The sequence below is a fragment of the Bradyrhizobium sp. Pha-3 genome, from assembly GCF_042258615.1.
In the GTDB taxonomy this organism is placed as follows: Bacteria; Pseudomonadota; Alphaproteobacteria; order Rhizobiales; family Xanthobacteraceae; genus Bradyrhizobium.
This window is the reverse complement of sequence record NZ_CP170152.1, coordinates 6,791,359-6,811,216: the sequence shown is the minus strand read 5'-3', so window position 1 is coordinate 6,811,216 and position 19,858 is coordinate 6,791,359. Positions and strand designations below refer to the sequence as shown.

The 19,858-nt window shown below is 65.4% G+C and carries 18 protein-coding genes; 7 read left to right on the top strand and 11 right to left on the bottom strand.

Going from position 1 to position 19,858, the window contains the following annotated elements; genetic code table 11:
* Positions 1-124: 124 nt before the first annotated feature.
* Genes ACE10Z_RS32040 through ACE10Z_RS32025 form a run of 4 tightly spaced genes read left to right on the top strand, consistent with a single transcriptional unit; the run spans position 125 to position 3,975 of the window.
* Positions 125-2,014, top strand: a complete 1,890-nt coding sequence (locus ACE10Z_RS32040) for an ABC transporter permease (RefSeq protein ID WP_375784343.1) — start codon at positions 125-127, stop codon at positions 2,012-2,014.
* Positions 2,011-2,802 carry an ABC transporter ATP-binding protein gene (locus tag ACE10Z_RS32035; RefSeq protein ID WP_092124897.1) on the top strand — a complete coding sequence of 264 codons (792 nt, stop codon included), beginning with the start codon at positions 2,011-2,013 and terminating at the stop codon, positions 2,800-2,802. The genes ACE10Z_RS32040 and ACE10Z_RS32035 overlap by 4 nt, the downstream gene beginning before the upstream one ends.
* On the top strand, positions 2,799-3,503 hold the full coding sequence (locus ACE10Z_RS32030; RefSeq protein ID WP_212311334.1) for an ABC transporter ATP-binding protein: 705 nt from the start codon (positions 2,799-2,801) through the stop codon (positions 3,501-3,503). The genes ACE10Z_RS32035 and ACE10Z_RS32030 overlap by 4 nt, the downstream gene beginning before the upstream one ends.
* Positions 3,504-3,519: 16 nt before the next feature.
* On the top strand, positions 3,520-3,975 hold the full coding sequence (locus ACE10Z_RS32025) for a MarR family winged helix-turn-helix transcriptional regulator (protein ID WP_092124899.1): 456 nt from the start codon (positions 3,520-3,522) through the stop codon (positions 3,973-3,975).
* 202 nt (positions 3,976-4,177) lie between these two features.
* Here ACE10Z_RS32025 and ACE10Z_RS32020 read toward each other — a convergent pair whose 3' ends face one another.
* From ACE10Z_RS32020 to ACE10Z_RS32010, 3 genes are all read right to left on the bottom strand, one after another.
* Positions 4,178-4,765 (bottom strand): hypothetical protein, encoded by a 588-nt coding sequence (locus tag ACE10Z_RS32020; protein ID WP_375784342.1) that lies wholly within the window; start codon positions 4,763-4,765, stop codon positions 4,178-4,180.
* Positions 4,766-4,848: 83 nt separating this feature from the next.
* The gene (locus ACE10Z_RS32015) at positions 4,849-6,249 is read right to left on the bottom strand and encodes a selenium-binding protein SBP56-related protein (RefSeq protein WP_375784341.1); all 1,401 of its coding nucleotides are present in this window, start codon (positions 6,247-6,249) and stop codon (positions 4,849-4,851) included.
* A 365-nt stretch (positions 6,250-6,614) separates the two neighbouring features.
* Entirely contained in the window at positions 6,615-7,811 is a 1,197-nt protein-coding gene (locus ACE10Z_RS32010) for an amidohydrolase family protein (RefSeq protein ID WP_375784340.1), read from the bottom strand.
* Positions 7,812-7,982: 171 nt separating this feature from the next.
* Between ACE10Z_RS32010 and ACE10Z_RS32005 the strand changes: the two genes are divergently transcribed.
* A complete protein-coding gene (locus tag ACE10Z_RS32005; protein ID WP_375784339.1) occupies positions 7,983-8,756 on the top strand; it encodes a ferredoxin--NADP reductase in 774 nt (257 codons plus the stop codon).
* 146 nt (positions 8,757-8,902) lie between these two features.
* Here the strand turns inward: ACE10Z_RS32005 and soxA are convergent, their stop codons facing one another.
* The 8 genes from soxA to ACE10Z_RS31965 all read right to left on the bottom strand — a co-directional run bounded on the left by soxA (position 8,903) and on the right by ACE10Z_RS31965 (position 16,448).
* A complete protein-coding gene (gene soxA, locus ACE10Z_RS32000; protein ID WP_375784338.1) occupies positions 8,903-9,676 on the bottom strand; it encodes a sulfur oxidation c-type cytochrome SoxA in 774 nt (257 codons plus the stop codon).
* Positions 9,673-9,993 carry a thiosulfate oxidation carrier complex protein SoxZ gene (soxZ, locus tag ACE10Z_RS31995; RefSeq protein WP_375784337.1) on the bottom strand — a complete coding sequence of 107 codons (321 nt, stop codon included), beginning with the start codon at positions 9,991-9,993 and terminating at the stop codon, positions 9,673-9,675. Before soxZ ends, soxA begins: the two co-directional genes overlap by 4 nt.
* Positions 9,993-10,448, bottom strand: coding sequence for a SoxY-related AACIE arm protein (locus ACE10Z_RS31990; RefSeq protein WP_375784336.1), 456 nt, complete (start codon positions 10,446-10,448; stop codon positions 9,993-9,995). The genes soxZ and ACE10Z_RS31990 overlap by 1 nt, the downstream gene beginning before the upstream one ends.
* Before the next feature lie 7 nt (positions 10,449-10,455).
* Positions 10,456-10,905: a sulfur oxidation c-type cytochrome SoxX gene (gene soxX, locus ACE10Z_RS31985; RefSeq protein WP_375784335.1), complete on the bottom strand. Its 450-nt coding sequence runs from the start codon at positions 10,903-10,905 to the stop codon at positions 10,456-10,458.
* Complete coding sequence (locus tag ACE10Z_RS31980) at positions 10,898-12,172, bottom strand: FAD-dependent oxidoreductase (protein ID WP_375784334.1); 1,275 nt, start codon at positions 12,170-12,172, stop codon at positions 10,898-10,900. The genes soxX and ACE10Z_RS31980 overlap by 8 nt, the downstream gene beginning before the upstream one ends.
* Before the next feature lie 55 nt (positions 12,173-12,227).
* The gene (locus ACE10Z_RS31975) at positions 12,228-14,438 is read right to left on the bottom strand and encodes a molybdopterin cofactor-binding domain-containing protein (RefSeq protein ID WP_375784333.1); all 2,211 of its coding nucleotides are present in this window, start codon (positions 14,436-14,438) and stop codon (positions 12,228-12,230) included.
* A 10-nt stretch (positions 14,439-14,448) separates the two neighbouring features.
* Positions 14,449-14,898, bottom strand: coding sequence for a (2Fe-2S)-binding protein (locus ACE10Z_RS31970; RefSeq protein WP_375784332.1), 450 nt, complete (start codon positions 14,896-14,898; stop codon positions 14,449-14,451).
* Between the two features lie 152 nt (positions 14,899-15,050).
* Positions 15,051-16,448, bottom strand: coding sequence for an MFS transporter (locus ACE10Z_RS31965; protein WP_375784331.1), 1,398 nt, complete (start codon positions 16,446-16,448; stop codon positions 15,051-15,053).
* 519 nt (positions 16,449-16,967) lie between these two features.
* On the opposite strand from ACE10Z_RS31965, the gene ACE10Z_RS31960 reads away from it, so the two are divergent.
* Complete coding sequence (locus tag ACE10Z_RS31960) at positions 16,968-18,797, top strand: ABC transporter permease (RefSeq protein WP_375784330.1); 1,830 nt, start codon at positions 16,968-16,970, stop codon at positions 18,795-18,797.
* A 21-nt stretch (positions 18,798-18,818) separates the two neighbouring features.
* The gene (locus ACE10Z_RS31955) at positions 18,819-19,844 is read left to right on the top strand and encodes an ABC transporter substrate-binding protein (protein ID WP_375784329.1); all 1,026 of its coding nucleotides are present in this window, start codon (positions 18,819-18,821) and stop codon (positions 19,842-19,844) included.
* The last annotated feature ends 14 nt before the right edge of the window (positions 19,845-19,858 follow it).

Genomic DNA, 19,858 nt, shown 5'->3' with positions numbered 1-19,858 from the left:
AGTCCCCCTCACCCGAAATTCAAGCTGCGCTTGAATTTCGACCTCTCCCCGCAAGAGCGGGGCGAGGTGAACAAGACCGACGCGGCGACCTCGATCGACGCGCTTACTCCAACGCGGACCGCCCATGGCCTTCTATGTCGTCCAGTTCCTGACAGGTCTTGCCAGCGCGGCGTCGCTGTTCCTGGTCGCTTCGGGTCTGTCGATCATCTTCGGCGTGACGCGGATCGTGAATTTCGCGCATGGCGCGTTCTACATGCTCGGCGCCTACGTCGCCTTCACGCTGACCGAGCGCTTCTCGGGCGCATTCGGCTTCTGGGGCGGCATCGTCGTTGCGGCGCTGGCGGTTGCCGCGATCGGTGTGCTGGTCGAGATGGTGCTGCTGCGCCGGATCTATCATTCGCCGGAGTTGTTCCAGTTGCTCGCCACCTTCGGCCTCACGCTGATGGTCGAGGATCTCGTGGTGCTGATCTGGGGGCCGGACGATCTGGTCGGCCGCCGCGCACCGGGCTTCAAGGGCGCGATTGATTTCTTCGGCCAGAACATTCCGAGCTACGATCTGTTCCTGATCGTGCTCGGGCCGGTCGTGCTCGGTGTGCTCTGGCTGTTGTTCCAGCGCACCCGCTGGGGCGTCCTGGTGCGCGCGGCGACGCAGGACCGCGACATGGTCGCAGCGCTCGGTGTCAATCAGAAATGGCTATTCACCAGCGTGTTCGCGCTCGGCGTCTTCCTCGCCGCGCTCGGCGGCGCGCTGCAGATTCCGCGCGATGCGGTCAACCACGCGATGGATTTGCGGGTCATCGTCGAGGTCTTCGTCGTGGTCGTGATCGGCGGCCTCGGCAGCATCATCGGCGCCTTCGTCGCGGCAGTGCTGGTGTCCGAGCTCAACGCCTTCGGCATCCTGATCTTCCCGAAGATCTCCATCATCCTGGTGTTCCTGGTGATGGCGGTGGTGCTGATCGTCCGTCCGTGGGGGCTGTTCGGCAAGCCGGAGGCCCCAGCGCGACGCACGCCGGGCCTCACGGTCAATCCGTGGCGGCCGCTGACAACGAATGAGCGGCTTGCCGCGATCGCCGTGCTCGTGGTCGCCGCCGCGCTGCCGTTCGTCGCCGGCAATTACGTGCTCACCGTCGGTTCGGAGATCGCGATCTTCGTAATCTTCGCGGTCAGCCTGCACTTCCTGATGTCGGTCGGCGGGCTCGCCTCGTTCGGCCACGCCGCCTATTTCGGCCTCGGCGCCTATGGCGTGGCGCTGCTCGCCAAGATGGCGGGCTTGCCGATGATCGCCTGCCTGCTGCTCGGCCCGTTGCTCGGATTGCTCGGCGCCGCCGTGTTCGGCTTTTTCGCGGTGCAGCTCTCGGGCGTCTATTTCGCGATGCTGACGCTGGCCTTTGCCCAGATCGTCTGGTCCATCGCATTCCAATGGGTGTCGGTGACCGGCGGCGACAACGGCATTCTCGGCGTCTGGCCGGAAAAATGGGCGGCGAGCCCGTCGCATTTCTACTGGCTGTCGCTCGGCATCGCCGCGTTCGCGGTCGTGATCCTGCGCATCATCGTGTTCTCGCCGTTCGGCTTTGCGCTGCGCGCCACGCGCGACTCGCCACTGCGCAGCGAAGCCGTCGGCATCGACGGCAAGCGCATCCAGTGGACCGCCTTCGTGATCGCGGGCACGGTTGCCGGCCTTGCCGGCGCGCTGTTCGCCTACCTCAAGGGCAGTGTCTTCCCGGACAACATGGGCATCTCGCTGTCGGTCGATGCGCTGGTCATGGTGTTGCTCGGCGGCGTCGAGACGGTGTCGGGCGCGGTGGTCGGCGCGATCGTCTACAAGGCGCTCAACATCTGGCTGGTCAGCCAGACCGATCTCTCGAAACTCGTGCTCGGCGGCTTCGTCGTGCTGATCGTGGTCGGCTTCCCGAAGGGCATTGTCGGCACGCTGGAAGCCCTGATGCATCGCCGGCGTAAATCGTCGTCGTCGGCGTCGCCTTTGCTCACCTCCCGCATCGAGACCGCCGAATGAGCATGGTTCCCACATTGCTGTCGGTCGAGGGGCTGACCAAATCCTATGGCGGCGTGCATGCCGTGCGCGGCGTCTCGTTCGAACTGCGCGCCGGTGAGATCCTGGCGTTGATCGGACCGAACGGCGCGGGCAAGAGCACCTGCTTCGACATGCTCAACGGCCAGAACATTCCCGATAGCGGCCGCATCCGCGTGCTCGGCGCGGAGACCACCGGCAAGAAGCCGCGCGTGATCTGGCGGATGGGCGTCGGCCGCACCTTCCAGATCGCGGCGACGTTTCCGACCATGACGGTGCGCGAGAACGTGCAGGTCGCACTGGTCTCGCATGGCGGGCAATTGTTCAACCTGTGGGCCTCGACCGCGCGCCAGGCGCGCGACGAGGCCGGGCGGCTGCTCGATCTGGTCGGCATGGGTGCCTATGCGGAGCGGCCTTGCGGGGAGCTCGCCTATGGCGACGTCAAGCGACTGGAGCTTGCGATCGCGCTCGCCAACCAGCCGAAGCTGCTCTTGATGGACGAGCCGACCGCCGGCATGGCGCCGCGCGAGCGCGTCGAGCTGATGCGGCTGACGGCGCGGATCGCGCGCGAGCAGTCGATCGGCGTGCTGTTCACCGAACACGACATGGACGTGGTGTTCGAGCATGCCGACCGCATCCTGGTGCTCAACCGTGGCAGCCTGATCGCCGAAGGCTCGCCCGAGGAAGTGCGTGGCAATGCCCAGGTGCGGGCGATCTATCTCGGCGAAGGCCTTCTGTACGACGCCCGGCACCGCGAGGGAGCATCTGCATGAAGCTCACGGTGAAGGACCTCAACAGTTTCTACGGCCCGGCGCATATCCTGTTCGACATCGCGCTCGAGGTCGGCGAGGGTGAAGTGGTGGCATTGCTCGGCCGCAACGGCGCCGGCAAGTCGACCACGTTCCGCTCCATCGTCGGCCTGGTCGAGAACCGCTCCGGCCGCGTCATGTTCGAGGGCAGGGACGTCTCGGAGCTGCCGACGCACGCGATCGTGCGCGGTGGGCTCGGCTATGTGCCGGAGGAGCGGCGGATCTTCACCGACCTGACGGTCGAGGAGAATCTCGAGGTCGGCCGCCAGCCGAAGCGGCCGGGCGCACCGCAATGGGATCGCGAAAAACTGTTCAAGCTGTTTCCCAATCTCGGCGAGATGCGCGGCCGGCCCGGCGGGCGCATGAGCGGCGGCGAGCAGCAGATGCTGACGATCGCGCGCACGCTGATGGGCAATCCGTCGCTGGTGCTGCTCGACGAGCCGTCGGAAGGGCTGTCGCCGAAGATCGTCGAGCAGATGGTCGATGCGATCCTGGCGATGAAGAAAGAGGGCGTCAGCATCGTCGTCTCCGAGCAGAACCTGCATTTCGCCCGGCTGATCTCGGATCGCGCCTATATCATCGAGCGCGGCCGGATCTGCTTTGGCGGCACCATGGCGGAACTCGATGCGCGTCCGGATGTCCGCGACGCGCATCTGTCGCTGTAACGGGTGGGGTGAAACGATGGCGAGGAGTGCTGCACAGAAGCGAAGCGTCAAGGCGGCCAAGCCCGGATACGTGCTCGACGAGCAGATCGGCTTCATCCTGCGCCAGGTGTCGCAGCGCCACGCGGTGATCTTCGCCCGCGAGATCGGCATCAACCTGACGCCGACGCAGTGGGCCGCGCTGTCGAAGCTGTCGGAGGTTGGCCCTTGCTCGCAGAACCAGCTCGGGCGGCTCACCTCGATGGACGTTGCGACTATCAAGGGCGTGATCGATCGCCTGACCGCGCGCGGCCTGACCGAGACCTCGCCAGATCCCGACGACGGCCGCCGGCTGATGGTGAGCCTGACGCGTGCCGGCCAGCAGATGGCCGACAAGGCCGCGCCGAATGCGCTCGTGATCTCCAGGGAGACGCTGGCGCCGCTTGACGCCAAGGAGCGCGAGACCCTGATGGCGCTGCTCGGCAGGCTGCGCTGACACTATCTATCACCGTCACCCTGAGGAGCCGCGCGAGCGCGGCGTCTCGAAGGGTCGACGGCCCGGCTCTCGCCGCGCAGATCTAGCCGGGCCGTCGACCCTTCGAGGCACGCTGCGCGTGCACCTCAGGGTGACGGATCATCTTTCGAGCGCGCTTCGCCACCATCTTCGCCTTGCCCACGGGCGGCGTCTCGCATCCGGACTACGTCGCAACACCGAGCGCCAGCGCGACGGCGCCGACCAGCACCAGGCTGACGGCCCAGACCGTGTCCAGGTTGAACCAGCTCCGGGCCACGAATTCGAGGCCAAGATAGCGGTAGACCAGCCACGCCAGGCATCCGCCGGCGGCGATCATCGCGCCGGCATGGACGATGGAGACCAGCACGGCCATCGTGAGGCTGGTGTCGATCAGGGTGGTGGCGGCCGCGTGGCCTTGGTCCGGCCCGGCCGCGCGGCATAGCCCCAGATAGATCGGCACCAGCATCAGCGCCGCGCCGTGGGCGATCGCGACCGTGAACGACCACAAAGCGAGTTGCGTCGGCGGTATCCGCGCCAGGGCCCGCGGATGGCGCCGGTCGATGAGCCGATAGATGCCGAACACGATCACGAGCAGGCTGGCGCCGATCCGGATCGTGCGCTGCCATTCGACGAGCGTGATCAGCAGGGCGAAGGGAAGGATCACGAGCAGCATCGCCAGCAGGTGACCGATTGCAAGCGGGCCAAGCGCGGCCAGCACCGCACGCGAACTCCTTTGCATCAACCCGGCCGAAACCGCGAGCGGCCAGCCCATGCCGGGGTTGATCCCGTGGTAGAGGCCGCTCGCAATGACCGCCAGCCACAGCGAGGTCAGTGTCCAGTCGGCTGCACTCACATTCAGGCCGATGGATAACAGAATGAATCCGTCGAGCAGTCACCGCCGTCGAGCCGGATCTGATGCGCGCGGTACCCGTCGGGGAGGCTGACCCAGTAGTCCTTTGCCAGTTCGAGGCCGCCGCCCGGGCTTGCATTCGCCATCACCTCGGCGCCGGGAATGCCCTCCGGATAGAACTGGTCGTCCCAGGTCGAGTACAGCGAATTGGTCCAGTAGACCCGCTTGCCGTCGCGGCTGATCTCGACCATCTGCGGACCGCCGGCAAATGCCTGTCCGTTGGGATGCGGCGTGTGGCGGGCGATACCGCCGATGTGCACCGATCCGGCGAGTGTTGGCTTGCGCGGATCGCTGACATCGTATTGGCGCATCTCGCCGGTGGCCCAGCAGGAGACGTAAAGGAATTTGTCGTCCATCGACAGGTCGATGTCGGTTACCAGCGGCGGCACGGCGCCGAAACCTTGCAGCAGCGGCGGCAGCTGCTCCTTCGGCGCGGGCTCAGGCGGGATCGTCGCCGTCTTCTCGATATGAAATTTGCCGCCCTCACGCCACCAGGTCCAGATCGAACCCTCGAGGTTCGTGGTATCGACCACGACGCCGACGAAGCCGTATTCGCGAACCGGATCGTGCGCGGGACGCACCTCAAGCGCCATCTGATGGTTGGCGCCGAGGTCGATGGTCTGGACATTGCGCCGCGCCCGCAGATCCCAGAAGTGGATGCGATGGCCGTATTTGTTCGAGAGCAGGTCCTCCGGCACGATGCCGTTCTCGAATTGTGGTGGCAGTGCCCATTCGCTGCTCACCATGTAGTCGCGCGGCAGGTTCCACCAGAAGTCATAGTGCTTGGTCTGGGGACCGCGATCGATCTCCCAGCGTCCGAGAACCTCGAAGGTCTCGCAGTCCATGATGAAGACGCCGGGCGGTCCATCGGTGCCGTCCTTGCCGCCGCCGCCGAGCGTCGAGACGTAGATGCCGTCCGGGCCGCAGTGGATGGTATGCGGCCGCGAATAGCCGGTCTTCCTGAACACCTCCTCGGGCTCGATGATCTTGTGGATCTTGGCCTGCGTCGGATCCGGCTTGGTGTCGATGACGTAGATCCGCGACGACCGCATGCCCGGAACGATCAGATAGCGGCGCTCGATGAAGGCATGTCCGGCAAGCGGCGACAACGCCGACGAACACGCGTTCCAGCCGAAATGGTGGAACTCGTCGCCCTTGTTGGGCATCGTCACGGTGTGGACGATCTTGCTGTAGGTCGGCGAGCCCGGCTTGACGTCGATGACGGCGAGGGCGTCGGGCCTGGAAAAGTCCGGGCTGAGCAGCACGGTGTAGGCGAAGTTCTCGGCCGGAGCTTCCATCGCAAGCTTCGGCGATGCGTGAAACGTGGGATCTGGCCTCATCGTCATCGTGCTGCCTCCTGTTTGCCTGTGTGGACCAACACGGCACGGCGGCATGCGGCAGGAACTATTCCGGATCGTCGCGTGGCTCTTGCGAGCGCCGCCGGCTAGGTTCGCGTGGCGGCACGATACACCTCAATGATGATGGGTGGAAACAAGGTTCGGTTACGGAGGCGGCGCGGCAAAGGCGCGCGGCGCTTTACTGTTCCCTACGGATCATCTTTCACCGTCACCCTGAGGAGGTCGCGAAGCGGCCGTCTCGAAGGGGCGACGGCCCGGCTGGTGGCCGTGCATCCTTCGAGGCTCGCTTCGCGAGCGCCTCCAGCGACAACGGCAGAGCCGTTGCGCGGGGATGACGGGTCGTCGATCGTAACCTACTTCGCCACGATCTCCGGCACCTTGCCCGCGGGCGGCGTGTTGCGGCTGCGCTGGGTGCGGACGATGCCGTCGATGATGGTCATGCCGATGCCCGGGAGATCGCCGAGCTGAACGCTCTCCAGGATATTCTTGCCCGGCGAATGCTGCGCCTTGTCCATCAGCACGAAATCGGCGGAGCGGCCGACCTCGATCAGGCCGCAGTCGAGCTCGCGCATCCGCGCGGTGTTGCCGGTCGCTAGGCAGAACGCCAGCTCGGCGGGCAGCTCGCCGAGCGAGGACAACAGCGAGACCATCCGCAGGATGCCGAGCGGCTGCACGCCGGAGCCGGCCGGCGCGTCGGTGCCGAGGATGACGCGATGCAGATCGCCCATCTCGCGTGCGGTGCGCAGCGTGAACAGCGCCGAACGCTCATTGCCGTTGTGCACGAGCTCGAGCCCGCGCTTGCAGCCCTCGCAGATGCAGCGGATCTGGTCGTCGGGCAGGGCCGTGTGGCCGCCATTGATGTGGCCGACCACGTCGGTGTCGGCCTCCAGCACCACGTCCTTGTCGATCAGGCCGGAGCCCGGGATCGAGGGGCCGCCGGTGTGGATCGTGCTTTGAATGCCGTATTTGCGCGCCCAGCCGACCATTTTCCGCGCCGTCGGCCCGTCCTTCACGCCACCTAGCCCGACCTCGCCGAGCAGCTTGACGCCGGCCGCGGCCATTTCCTTGAAATCGTCCTCGACCATCTCGCATTCGATCACGGGCGCGCCGGCGTGCACCTTCACGCCGCCGGGCCGCAGCGTCCAGAATGCGCGCTGCGCGAAGATCGCCATCGCCTTCACCCCGACCACGTCGCGCGGCCGGCCGGGCATATGCACCTCGCCGGCGGAGATCATGGTGGTGACGCCGCCATGCAGATAGCTGTCGATCCAGCTGGACTGGTTCTGCCGCGGTGTCCAGTCGCCGGCGACGGGGTGGACGTGGCTGTCGATCAGGCCGGGCGCGACCGTCGTTCCCATGGCATCGACGATCGTGGTGGCGCCCTCGGTGTCGACATCCTTGAAGCGGCCGATCGCGGTGATCTTGCCGTTCTCCGCGACGATGGTATCGGCGTCCAGGATCGGCCTTTCCAGCGCTCCCGACAGCAGTAGCCCGATATTGCGGATCACCAGCTTGCTGGGGCCGGTGGCCTGGGGCGCGTCGTGAGCCATGGGTGTTTTCCTTCGTTTCTTTCCGAAATTGCCCGGGAATTTGAGCCCGGCTTGACTTTCGGATCAAGCCGGATTATTCGTTTGTATACGAATGATCGTATACAAACGATCCGGCCGGTCAACGGGGTTCAAGTCCTCAACCCGCCGCAGCACAAATCAGGGATTGGTGCGATGAGCAATTTCAACCAGGAAAGCGTCCTCAGCGTTCATCACTGGACCGACACGCTGTTCTCCTTCAAGACCACGCGCAATCCGTCGTTCCGCTTCCGCAACGGCGAGTTCACCATGATCGGGCTCAAGGTCGGCGAGAAGCCGCTGCTGCGGGCCTACAGCGTCGCCAGCGCGAACTACGAGGACACGCTCGAGTTCTTCTCGATCAAGGTTCCGGACGGCCCGCTGACCTCGCGCCTCCAGCACCTGAAGCAAGGCGACGAGATCATCGTCAGCCGCAAGGCCACCGGCACGCTGGTCATCGACAACCTCGAGGATGGCCGCAACCTCTATCTGATCGGCACCGGCACCGGCCTCGCGCCGTTCCTGAGCGTGATCAAGGATCCCGAGACCTATGACCGCTTCGAGAAGGTCGTGCTGCTGCACGGCTGCCGCCGCGTCAAGGAGCTCGCCTATGGCGAGATGATCACCGAGAAACTGCCGCAGGACGAACTGATCGGCGATCTGGTGCGCGATCAGCTGATCTATTACCCGACCGTGACGCGCGATCCGTTCCGCAACCGCGGCCGCATCACCGATCTCATCACCTCGGGCAAGCTGTTTGCCGACATCGGCCTGCCGGCGCTCGATGCCGCGCATGACCGCGTCATGATCTGCGGTTCGCCGGCGCTGGTCGCCGACACCCGCACGCTGCTGGGCGGCCGCGGCTTCGTCGAAGGCAATCACGGCGAGCCGGCGCAGTTCGTGGTCGAGAAGGCGTTCGCCGAGCGCTGATCTTCGCACTGATCTCCAGCCCCGTCATTTCGAGGAGTTTGGGGCAAGATTGCAAAGCAATTTTGCGCTGAAGCGATGAAGCAATCCATCTTCCGGTACAGCCGGAGCAATGGGTTGCTTCGCGTCGCTTGCGATAAGCTGATGTTCTAGGGCCTGACCGCCGGCGTCTCGATCGGCATGCCGCGCGCCCGCGTCATCAGATAGAGCTCGAGCTCGACCAGCTCGGGCGAGCCATAGTCATAGGCCTGCGCACGGATGCCGGTGATGCAGGCGCGCAGCCGCCGCTGCAGCGATCCGAGCGATTGCCATTCCAGCCGGTAGAGCGGATAGCCGGTCGGCTGGCCTTGCGTGATCGCGCTTCCCGCGAGCTTCTTGTCCCAGTTATCGTCGTGGCAATTGGTGCAGCCGAGATTGAGCTGGCCCCGCCGCTGCATGAACAGCGCGTGTCCCTTCTCGACGAATGGCGCCAGCTCCGGATCGTCGCCGGTCGCGATCGGCATGCCGCGCGACTGCTGCGCGACATAGGCGGTGAGCGCCAGCAGCTCGCGGCTTTCATAGGCGAATGGCGAGGCCTGCTGGTGGTTGGTGCGGCAGAGGTTGATCCGCGCCTCGAGGTCGACCGGCTTTCCCAACGCCTTCTCGAAGGCCGGATAGTGCGCCGCGACGCCCTTCATACTGACGCGCGCATCACTGTGGCAGTTGGCGCAGGCCTTGTCCGCGGTGCCGGCCTTGCGCTTCCACAACGCCTCGCCGTCGAGCACAAAGAGCATGCCGGGATTGGCGGTGTCCTCGTCCTGCATCGCCCTGGTGTCCGCGCTCATGAAGCTGGTGCCCGAGCGGCGCTCGGCTTGCGGAATCTCAGCGGCGAGCGCTGTGCCCGCCATCGCCGTCAGCAACGCGATGCAGACCGCAATCTTCATTCGACCGTGATCGAAGCCTGCGCGGTCTCCGAAAACCCCTTGTCGCCGATCCACTCGAACTCGAACTTGCCGCTCTCGGTCACCGTGGTGAAGAAGGTGATGAACGGATTTGCCGCGATTGCCGGATAAAGATCGGCGCGAAACACCTCCGTGCCATTGAAGCGGCAGGTGAAGCTCGTGATGATGTCGCGCGGCACCACGTCGCCCGACGCGGTGTGGCGGTAGCCGGTCTCCATGATGTGCGACATCAGGGTCTTGATCTCGATGACGCTGCCGCGCTTGGCCTTGGCCGGCACGTTGATCAGTGCCGACGGCATCAGATCGCCTCCTCGGTGCAGGCGGCGAGCGTCACCACGACGTCGGCGGTCGCCGACCAGAACGTGTCGTCCGAGAGCCGCGCGATGGCCGTGACCTTCTGGCTGTCGGCAAGACGGATGCGGGTCGATATCTGGGCACGTCCGGCGCGTGGCCCGAGATAGAAATTGCCGATGTTCGGCTGCGGGTTCTTTTCGTTGAAGACGTGGATGCTCTTCACATACGCGTCCGCCGTCATCGGGCTTTCGACGCTGACCGTCATCGGCACCGTGTTGCCGTTCTCGACCAGCGGCGGGATATCGAGCTTGACCTTGCCGGTGCGCACATTGGCTTCGCCGACGACATTGCGGATTGCGGCCTGCAGCATCGCCGGTGTTGCATCCGCCGGGCGGACGATCACCAGCACCGCGGTGAGGCTCAGGAATGTCCGGCGGGTAGTCTGGTTCGAATTCGCCATCGTTGTCCTAGTTCCGCAATGTCACAAGATAGGCCACGATATCCTCGATCTGCTCCGCAGACAGGATCGGCTTGCCGCGCCATGAGGCGCCGACACGCGTGAGCCCGTCGACGCGATAGTAGGACGGCATGGTCGTCGCAGCATTGAGGTGCGCCGCATCGACCAGCCGGAGCCGCAACTGCCCTTCCGACCAGCGGCCGCCGGTGCCAGTGAGGTTCGGCGCGAGGTCGCCCTGGAACGCCTGCTCGGGAAATGGGCCGCTGTGGCAGAGGATACAAGTGGAGGAACGCTCGACGATCAGCGCGCGGCCGCGCGGTGCGTCGCCCTTGGTTCCCGTCAGCGGTTGCGGGATCGCATCGCCGACCACGGTATAGGGCCGCAGTTCCTCGGCGCCGGCGGGCGCGCAGGCTGCGAACGATGCCGCGACGAGGAACGTTACGAGAGCGAGCCTAGCCAAAGGCGTCTCCCGTGATGGTCTTAAACCAGTCGACGGCCTGATCGGCCTCGCGCTGGCGCACCTCGCGCGTCGCGTCGACAGGGCTCGTGGTCACCTCGGCCTCGGCATATTGATCTTCCCTGGGCTGATAGATGCCCTTCAGCGAGAAAGCGTAGCCCGGGGCAACCGTGTTGTAGCAGGCGCCATCGAGCCGCGGCGTCTCCGGCGCCTTGCCTGCCAGCGCGTTGACGATCGCGGCCGCACAGGCCCGGCCTTGCGCCGCCGCGGCGGAAGCGGATTTCGGGATCCCGCCGGCGATCGCGGCGTCACCGATGACGTGGATATCGGGCACGAGCTTGGAGGCAAAGCTGACCGGATCGATCGGGCACCAGCCGGTATGGTCGGCGGCGCCGGCGATCTCCGCAATGCGGCCGGCTCGCTGCGGCGGGATCACATTGGCGACTGCAGCGGTGTAGTTGCCGAAGTCGGTGACGATCTCATTGGTCGCCGGATCGACCGAGGTCACCCGTCCGCCCTGCGACAGCGCGATCCGCTCGATCATGCCGGGATAGAGCTCCGCCCAGGCCTTCTCGAACAGCTTCTGCTGCGAGTAATTGTCCTTGGCGTCGAGCACCAGGATCTTCGAGCGCGGCTTCTTCGCTTTCAGGTAATGCGCGATCAGGCTGGCGCGCTCGTAAGGCGCCGGCGGGCAGCGCAGCGGCGCGGCCGGGACCGCGATCACGACCAGGCCGCCATCGTCCATCGCCTCGAGCTGCCTGCGCAGCAGTAGGGTCTGCGCGCCGGCCTTCCAGGCGTGCGGCATCTTCTCGGCGGCTGCCTCGTCATAGCCGGGCAGGGCATCGAAGCGCATGTCGATGCCGGGGGCGAGGACAAGCCGGTCATAGGAGAGCGCTGTGCCGTCGGAAAGCGCGATGGCACGCGCCTGCGCGTCGACCTTGGTAGCCGCCTGTGCGGCGACCGTGATGCCGTCGGCCGCAACCTTGTCGTAGGTGAATTGCTGCGCGGAAAGTTCACGCAGGCCTGCGATCACCTCGTTGCTGAACGGGCAGGCGGTGAAGGTCTTGTTGGGTTCGATCAGCGTGACCTGAAACTTGGCGTCGAGCCGCCTCAGCGCCCGCGCGCAGGCCGCGCCGCCAAAACCGCCGCCGATCACCGCGATGTGCGGTGTGCCCTGCGCCAGCGATGGACGCGCGAGCGCGGCCGCCGCTGCGACAGCAGCGCCGCCACGGACCACATCCCTGCGCGTCGGATGACGCGTGACGGCCATGCACCACAATCCGGAAATGGAAGCGGCGGCCGGTCCGGCCGCCGCTTGCGGTTGATCAGGCGAAAGAGATGTTCTGGTTGCGCAGCGGGAAAGTACGTATGCGTTTTCCCGTCGCGGCGAAATAGGCGTTGAGCACCGCCGGCGCCGCAACGCCGATGGTCGGCTCGCCGACGCCGCCCCAGAACCCGCCGCTCGGCACCATCACTGATTCCACCTTCGGCATTTCGTTGATGCGCATCGAGTTGTAGGTGTCGAAATTGGTCTGCTCGATGCGGCCGTCCTTCACGGTGCAGCCGCCATAGAACAGTGCGCTGAGGCCGTAGACGAAGGAGCCCGCGATCTGCCGTTCCACCTGCGCCGGATTGACGATATAGCCGGGATCGGTAGAGGCGACGATGCGATGCACCTTGATCTTGCTGCCGTCGGTCACCGAGATCTCGGCGGCACCGGCAACATAGCTGCCGTAGCCCATCACCTGGGCGATGCCGCGATAGACACCCTGCGGTGCCGGCGTGCTCCAGCCGATCTTCTCGGCCACGGCGTTGAGCACGGCGAGATGCTTGGGGTGCTTGCTCATCAGCTTGCGGCGGAATTCGAGCGGCTCCTGGCCGGCAGCCTGGGCCAGCTCGTCCATGAAGCATTCCATGTAGATCGCGTTGTGATTGACGTTGACGCCGCGCCAGAAGCCCGGCGGGACGTGCGGATTGCGCATGGAATGCTCGACCAGCAGGTTCGGCACCGAATAGCCGATCGCGGCCTCGCCGGATTGGGCGACGCCCTGGAAGGCGGCAGGGTCCATGCCGTTCTGCAATGCCTCCGGACGCACCGAGAACAGGATGGATTGACCCGACAGCCGGTAGTGCAGCGCCACCAGATTGTTGTCGGCGTCGAACGCCCCGGTCAGCTTGCACTGCGTGACCGGGTGATACTTGCCGTGCTGCATGTCCTCTTCGCGCGACCACAACAGCTTGATCGGCGTGCCCGGCATCTGCTTGGCGATCGCCACCGCTTGCCGGACATAGTCGGTCATGCCGCGCCGGCCGAAGCCGCCGCCGAGCATCAGCTTGTGCACGTCGACCTTCTCCGCCGGCAGGCCGGAGGCCTCGAGCGCCGCCGCGAACGCGGCTTCGCCGTTCTGCGTGCCGCACCACACCTCACATTTGTCCGGTGTGTAGAGCACGGTGGCGTTCATCGGCTCCATCGTGGCGTGGTTCTGGTAGGGATAGCTGTAGACAGCTTCCACCTTCTTGGCCGCGCTTGCGATCGCCGCTTTGGCATCGCCGTTCTGGTTGCCGACATAGGCCGGCTGCGCATTGTCGAGACCTTCGGCGAGCCACTTTGCAATCGTCTCGCTGGAGACCTTTGCATTGTCGCCTTCGTCCCAGACGATCGGCAACGCATCCAGTGCGGTCTTGGCGTGCCACCAGGTGTCGGCGACGACGGCAACGGCGCTGTCGCCGACCGGCACCACCTTCTTGACGCCCTTCATGCCGGCGATCTTGGCTTCGTCAAAGCTCTTCACCTTGCCGCCGAACACCGGGCAGTCCTTGATCGCGGCGTTCAACATGCCCGGCAGCTTGACGTCGATGCCGTAGGTCATCTTGCCGGTGGTCTTGTCTGATGTATCGAGCCGCTTCAGGCCCTTGCCGGCGATGGTCCAGTCCTTCGGGTCCTTCAGCTTGACGTCGGCCGGCGGCTCGAGCCTGGCCGCGGCTTCCGCGACCTTGCCGTAGGTCGTCGTCCTGCCCGATGGCGTATGCGTGATGACGCTGTTGGCGGCCTTGCACTCGGTGGCCGGCACCTTCCACTCATTGGCCGCGGCCTGGATCAGCATCACGCGCGCGGTGGCGCCGCCCTTGCGGACATAGTCCTGCGAGGTGCGAATGCCGCGGCTGCCGCCGGTCGAGAAATCGCCCCAGGCGCGCTTGCGGGCGACGCTCTGGCCGGGGGTCGGGAATTCGGTGGTGACCTTCGACCAGTCGCATTCCAGTTCCTCGGCGACGAGCTGGGCGAGGCCGGTCAGCGTGCCCTGGCCCATCTCGGAGCGGGCGATGCGGATCACCACGGTGTCGTCGGGCCGGATTACGACCCAGGCGTTGACTTCAGGTGCGCCGTCGGCGGCGCGCACCACGGAGGGACCGCCGAACGGCAGATCGAGGCCGAGCGCGAGGCCGGCGCCGGCGGTTGCCGTGCCGATCACGAAGGCGCGGCGGTTCAGCCGAGAAGAGAGCTTTGGCATGGCTTGCTGGTTGACTTGCAGATTCATGGCTGCCTCCTCACGCGTTCGCGGCAGCATGGATCGCCTCGCGCACCTGCTGGAAGGTGCCGCAGCGACAGATATTGGTGATGGCGTCGTTGATGTCGTCGTCAGTCGGCTTCGGGTTTTCCTTCAAGAGCGCCGCGACGGCCATGATCATGCCGCTCTGGCAATAGCCGCATTGCGGCACGTCGTTGGCGATCCAGGCGAGCTGCACCTTGTGCATCACGCCGCCCGCGGCGAGGCCCTCGATGGTGGTGATGTCCTTGCCGGCCACTTCGCTCACGGTCACGCCGCAGGAGCGCATCGCGACGCCATCGACATGCACGGTGCATGCGCCGCATTGTGCAATGCCGCAGCCGTATTTCGTCCCCGTCAGTCCGACGTTTTCGCGAATCGCCCACAAAAGTGGCGTGTCGTCCTCGACGTCTACATTGATTGTCTTGCCGTTGATTTTGAGGTTTGCCATCGCGATCCCCTGAATGGTCCGATCCTCCGATCGAACTTCGGGGCGATGTTGGCCTTGAAACTGGAACGATTCAAATCAAGAAAATGCGCTTGCAGTGCGGAAGAAAGTTGATGGCGCGGTGTATGGTCGCCCCTGCGCGCGCAACATGCCTGTCATGTCTTTTGCGGTGAGGCGACGGCCAGACGCAGGAAGCTCATGACGCTGCCGAGCGCGGCAAATCCGGCACCCAGCGCCAGCGCGACGGTGGCGCCCTCGTGATCGGCCAATGCAAAGCACAGCGCGGCGAGGGCGGCGCCGGTGGTCTGCCCGGTCAGCCGCGCGGTCGCAACGATGCCGCTGGCGCTGCCGCTGCGATGCGACGGCGCGCTCGACATGATCGCCTTCATATTGGGGGTCTGGAAGAATCCGAAACCGATGCCGCAGATCATGGTGCGCCAGACGATGTTGGCGATGCCAGGTTCGGCCGGCAGGGTCGCGAGCAGCACCATGCCAAGGCCGAGCAGCAGCATGCCGATGCCGCCGAGGATGCCGGCCGGATAGCGATCCGACAGCCGGCCGCCGATCGGCGCCATGAAGGCGACCACCAGTGGCCAGGGCGTCATGAAGAAGCCGGTCTCGACCTGCGAGCGGTGCAGTATGTCCTCGAAGTAGAACGGCAGCGAGACGAAGGCGAGGCCTTGCACGGCAAACGAGCAGACGGCGGTCGCGGCCGACAGTGCGAAGATCGGCCGGCGGAACAGGTCGATCGGCAACATCGGCGCAGGATGATCGGCATGCCGCCGGGTCAGGATCCAGCCGAACAACAGCGCGCCGACCAGTTCGGCGATGACAAGTGCAGGCGTGGTCTTGTGGGCGGCGCTGCCGATGCCGATGATGAAGAGGCCGAGACAGGCGCAGGCCAGCGCGGCGCCGGCGAAGTCGAAGGCGTGGGTGGCGCGCGGCGTCTTCGGCAGCGTCTTGATGCCGATCAGCAACGCGACGATGCCGAAGGGAATGTTGACGGCGAACAGCCAGGGCCACGGGCCGAGCGCGAGGATGCCGGAGGCGATGGTCGGTCCGAGCGTAAAGGCGGTCGCGACGACGAGCGCGTTGTGGCCGAAGCCGCGGCCGAGCATCCGGCTCGGATAGACGAAGCGCACCAGCGCGGTGTTGACGCTCATCAGGCCGCTGGCACCGAGCCCCTGCAAGGTGCGCGCGACCAGCAGGCTCGGCAGCGACCATGCCAGTGCGCAGCCGAGTGACGCCAATGTGAACAGCAGGAGGCCGCCGAGATAGATCCGCTGGTGGCCGACGATTTCGCCGAGCGCACCAAGCGGCAGCAGCGTCGCGACCAGGGCGATCTGGTAGACGTTGACCACCCAGACCACTTCCGCAGGGCTGACATGCAGATCGTTGGCGATCGCGGGCAGCGCGATGTTGGCGATCGCGGTGTCGAGCGAGGCCATCGCCAGCGCCGTGAAGATCGCGGCCACCGCCCAGCGTCGCCGCTCCCAAGGCAAGCCATCTGTGATCGGCGCCGCAGCTGCGGTGGTCGGGGTCTTCTCAAGCATGCCTGAAATTGTCTCCGGAACCGCCATGTACTACGCCGGCCCCACGTTCCCCAGCCGCACCATTGCATGATGCGTATGCGAAGCGGCCTTGCCGGGAGCGGGCCGGCAGGCTGCCGCCGAGGGGGCAGTCTCGGGGTGCGGGGCGGAACGAAGAGCACAGCTCGGGCAACCGATGTCGCGAGAATGCGGAGCTGCGTCCCAACCAAAACTGTCATCGCCCGGCTTGAGCCGGGCGATGACACCGAGATGAAGTACGTCGTATCGCGCGAGAACCATCCTCATCGTCGTCCTGGCGAAAGCCAGGACCCATTACCCTAAATGAGAATTGTTGCGCGTCGTTGGGGCGGCGATCTCTTTCACAATTAAACGCGGCGGCTATGGGTCCTGCCCTTCGCCAGGACGACGCTCAGTTTGCAGCGCGTGAGCGCGATCAATCGAGTTCGTGTTCCCGCGGTGTGTCACACAACCGCACGCAGGCGACTTTCGGATAGCTTGCGTCACAGTCGCGATCGACTACGCTTGGCATACAAGCAGGCGCGACGTCAGATCGCGCCGCAAGAGGGGAAGCGCGCATTGCACGGACAGGCCGACCGGCGCAGCGAAGCCGTGCGAAGCGCCAGGGAGGGAACCCGGCGCCGCGCATTCACTGGCCTCTGGGTCGCGGCGCTGCTGGCGATCCTCAGCTTCCTCGTCATCTATCCCGTCTTGATGCTGCTGCTCGGCGCGCTCACCGACACCAACCCGGTGGTCGACGGCATCCGTCACAGCCTGAGCCACCTGTCGATCGCCAATTTCCTCGCCGTGCTTGCCAATCCGAATGTCGGCGAAGCGCTGCTCAACACGCTGATCGCCTGCGGCGGCGGCACTGTGATCGCGGTTGCGATCGGGCTCTTGTTCTCGTGGATCGTGGTACGCACCAACACGCCGTTCAAGGGCTTCATCGCCGCGGCCAGCATCCTGCCGCTGTTCGCGCCGCCGCTGGTGGCCGGTGTGGCCTGGGCCATCCTCGGCTCGCCGAAGACCGGGTTGATCAACACGATGTTCAAGTGGATGGGCTCCGACCTGCGCATTGATCTCTATTCGATGTGGGGCCTGGTGTTCGTGTTCGGCATCTACTACGCACCCTATGTTTACATGTTCACGTCGTCGGCGCTGCGCAACATGGACCCGAGCCTGGAGGAGGCTGCTGAAATCTCCGGCGCCAGCGCATTCGCCACCCTGTTTACCGTGACGTTCCCGCTGATCATGCCGGCAATCGTCTCGGGCATGCTGCTGTCGTTCATCGTGATGCTCGGCATCTACGGCATCCCGGCCGTGCTCGGCGCGCCGACCAATCTGAACGTGCTCACGACCTACATCTTCAAGCTCACCAACTGGTCGCCGCCGCTCTACAACACCGCAGCCGCCGTCGCGATCATCCTGATGATGGTCACGGGGCTCTTGGTCTATCTGCAGCAGAAAATGCTGAGCGGGCGCAGTTACACCGCCGTTGCGGGCAAGGCATTCCGGCCGCGCAGCCTCGATCTCGGGCCATGGCGCTGGGTCACCTTCGCGCTCGGGATCGTCTATTTGCTCATTGTGGTGGTGCTGCCGTCGCTGGCGCTGATCGTCGCGGCCTTCCGCAAGTTCATGTTCATCCGCGACGCCGCGAGCCTGTTCGACATGCGGCAATATTCACTGATGCATTTCGAGAGCATCTTCGACAATCCGCTGACCATGAAGTCGATCTACAACGCGATCGAGGTCGGTGTCATCACCGCTGTCGTCGGTGGCGCGCTCGCCTTTGCGATCGGCTATACCATCCACCGCACCCGCGTCGCGGGACGCGGCGCCATCGACCTGATCTCGACCTTGCCGGTTGCCATCCCCGGGCTCGTCGTTGGTGTCGCCTATCTCTGGGCCTGGATCGGCGTGCCCGGCGGGCTCTACGGCACGATCTGGATTCTGGCGCTCGCCTTCATCGCGCGCTTCATGCCCGACACCGTGAAGGCGCTGTCGACCTCGTTCCTGCAGATCCACCGCGAGCTCGAAGAGGCCGCCTGGGTCTGCGGCCGGGGCATGCTCGGCACCATCAGGACGATCGTGCTGCCGCTGGCGCGGCCGGGCGTGCTGGCGTCGATGACGCTGCTGTTCGTGCTCGCGATCCGCGAGCTCGGCTCGTCGCTGTTCCTCTACACCAGCAACACCATGGTGATGTCGGTGCTGCTGCTCGACTATTACGAGGGCGGCAATATCGGAAAGACGGCGGCCTTCAGCCTGGTGCAGACCGTGCTGCTCGGTGTCCTGATCGGCGGCGCCAACTGGCTATCGCGCGGGGCGGCGCAGGGCAACGTGGCGCGGACCGGATAACGAATAAGGGAAGGATTGGCGATGGATAGACGAACCTTCACCACACTGGCTTTGGCGAGCGTCGCAGCAATTGCGTTGGCGCCGGCCGCGCGGGCCCAGGAGTTCGGCTCGGCGGAACTGATCGCGGCCGCGAAGGCCGAAGGCAAGCTCGTGTTCTACACCGCGAATTTCGCCGAGATCGAGCAGCAGGTGATCAAGGCCTTCAACAAGCGCTTTCCCGAGATCAAGGTCGAGATGGTCCGTGCGCCCGGCGGGCAGCTCATCACGCGCGTGAGGACTGAAGCCGCGGCCGGCAAATTGATCGCCGACGTCGTCGACCACTCCGATCGCGCGTTGATGCAGCCGCTGGAGGATTTGTTCCAGGACTACGCGCCGCCGAACGGGGCCGATTACAGCAAGGACGCGCTGATCTCGCCGAAGCTGTGGCCGCGCGCCACCATCGCCTGGTCGATCGGCTACAATACCGAGCTGGTGAAGGATCCGCCGAAATCCTGGATGGATCTGACCAAGCCGCAATATGACAAGCTGATCGGGCAGGTGTTCGCGCAGTCCGGCGGCACCACGTGGACCCGGATCATGTTCGAGCGCCAGGTGCTCGGCGAGGATTACTGGGCCAGGCAGGCCGCCACCCATCCGGTGCTCTATCCCTCCGGGGCGCCGACGGCCGACGCGCTGGTGCGCGGCGAGATCGCGATCGCGCCGCTGCTCTACAACGTGATCTACCAGAAGAAGAAGGACGGCGCGCCGATCGAGATCTTCTTCCCGCCCGAGGGCGCGCCGGTCAATCCGTACGCGAGCGGCATTCCGAAGACGGCAGCGCATCCCAATGCGGCAAAGTTGTTCCTGAACTGGTGCCTGTCCAAGGAAGGGCAGACCTTCATGATCAAGGAGCTCGGCAATCTTACGTCCTTGAAGGAGCCGCCGGCCTTTCCGGAGGGCTTCGATCCCAAGCTGGTCAAGCTCTGGTATCCGAAGTTCGACGAGTATGTGAAGCTGCATGCGGCGTGGGTGGCGGAGTGGGACAAGACGTTCGGTTACCGGCAATAGGCTGATGGTGCAGC

Excerpts from the sequence above, each read along its gene's own strand:
- ACE10Z_RS32040 (WP_375784343.1), top strand. The coding sequence starts at position 125 with ATGGCCTTCTATGTCGTCCAGTTCCTGACAGGTCTTGCCAGCGCGGCG.
- ACE10Z_RS32035 (WP_092124897.1), top strand. The coding sequence starts at position 2,011 with ATGAGCATGGTTCCCACATTGCTGTCGGTCGAGGGGCTGACCAAATCC.
- ACE10Z_RS32030 (WP_212311334.1), top strand. The coding sequence starts at position 2,799 with ATGAAGCTCACGGTGAAGGACCTCAACAGTTTCTACGGCCCGGCGCAT.
- ACE10Z_RS32025 (WP_092124899.1), top strand. The coding sequence starts at position 3,520 with ATGGCGAGGAGTGCTGCACAGAAGCGAAGCGTCAAGGCGGCCAAGCCC.
- ACE10Z_RS32020 (WP_375784342.1), bottom strand. The coding sequence starts at position 4,765 with ATGGGCTGGCCGCTCGCGGTTTCGGCCGGGTTGATGCAAAGGAGTTCG.
- ACE10Z_RS32015 (WP_375784341.1), bottom strand. The coding sequence starts at position 6,249 with ATGACGATGAGGCCAGATCCCACGTTTCACGCATCGCCGAAGCTTGCG.
- ACE10Z_RS32010 (WP_375784340.1), bottom strand. The coding sequence starts at position 7,811 with ATGGCTCACGACGCGCCCCAGGCCACCGGCCCCAGCAAGCTGGTGATC.
- ACE10Z_RS32005 (WP_375784339.1), top strand. The coding sequence starts at position 7,983 with ATGAGCAATTTCAACCAGGAAAGCGTCCTCAGCGTTCATCACTGGACC.
- soxA (WP_375784338.1), bottom strand. The coding sequence starts at position 9,676 with ATGAAGATTGCGGTCTGCATCGCGTTGCTGACGGCGATGGCGGGCACA.
- soxZ (WP_375784337.1), bottom strand. The coding sequence starts at position 9,993 with ATGCCGTCGGCACTGATCAACGTGCCGGCCAAGGCCAAGCGCGGCAGC.
- ACE10Z_RS31990 (WP_375784336.1), bottom strand. The coding sequence starts at position 10,448 with ATGGCGAATTCGAACCAGACTACCCGCCGGACATTCCTGAGCCTCACC.
- ACE10Z_RS31980 (WP_375784334.1), bottom strand. The coding sequence starts at position 12,172 with ATGGCCGTCACGCGTCATCCGACGCGCAGGGATGTGGTCCGTGGCGGC.
- ACE10Z_RS31975 (WP_375784333.1), bottom strand. The coding sequence starts at position 14,438 with ATGAATCTGCAAGTCAACCAGCAAGCCATGCCAAAGCTCTCTTCTCGG.
- ACE10Z_RS31970 (WP_375784332.1), bottom strand. The coding sequence starts at position 14,898 with ATGGCAAACCTCAAAATCAACGGCAAGACAATCAATGTAGACGTCGAG.
- ACE10Z_RS31965 (WP_375784331.1), bottom strand. The coding sequence starts at position 16,448 with ATGCTTGAGAAGACCCCGACCACCGCAGCTGCGGCGCCGATCACAGAT.
- ACE10Z_RS31955 (WP_375784329.1), top strand. The coding sequence starts at position 18,819 with ATGGATAGACGAACCTTCACCACACTGGCTTTGGCGAGCGTCGCAGCA.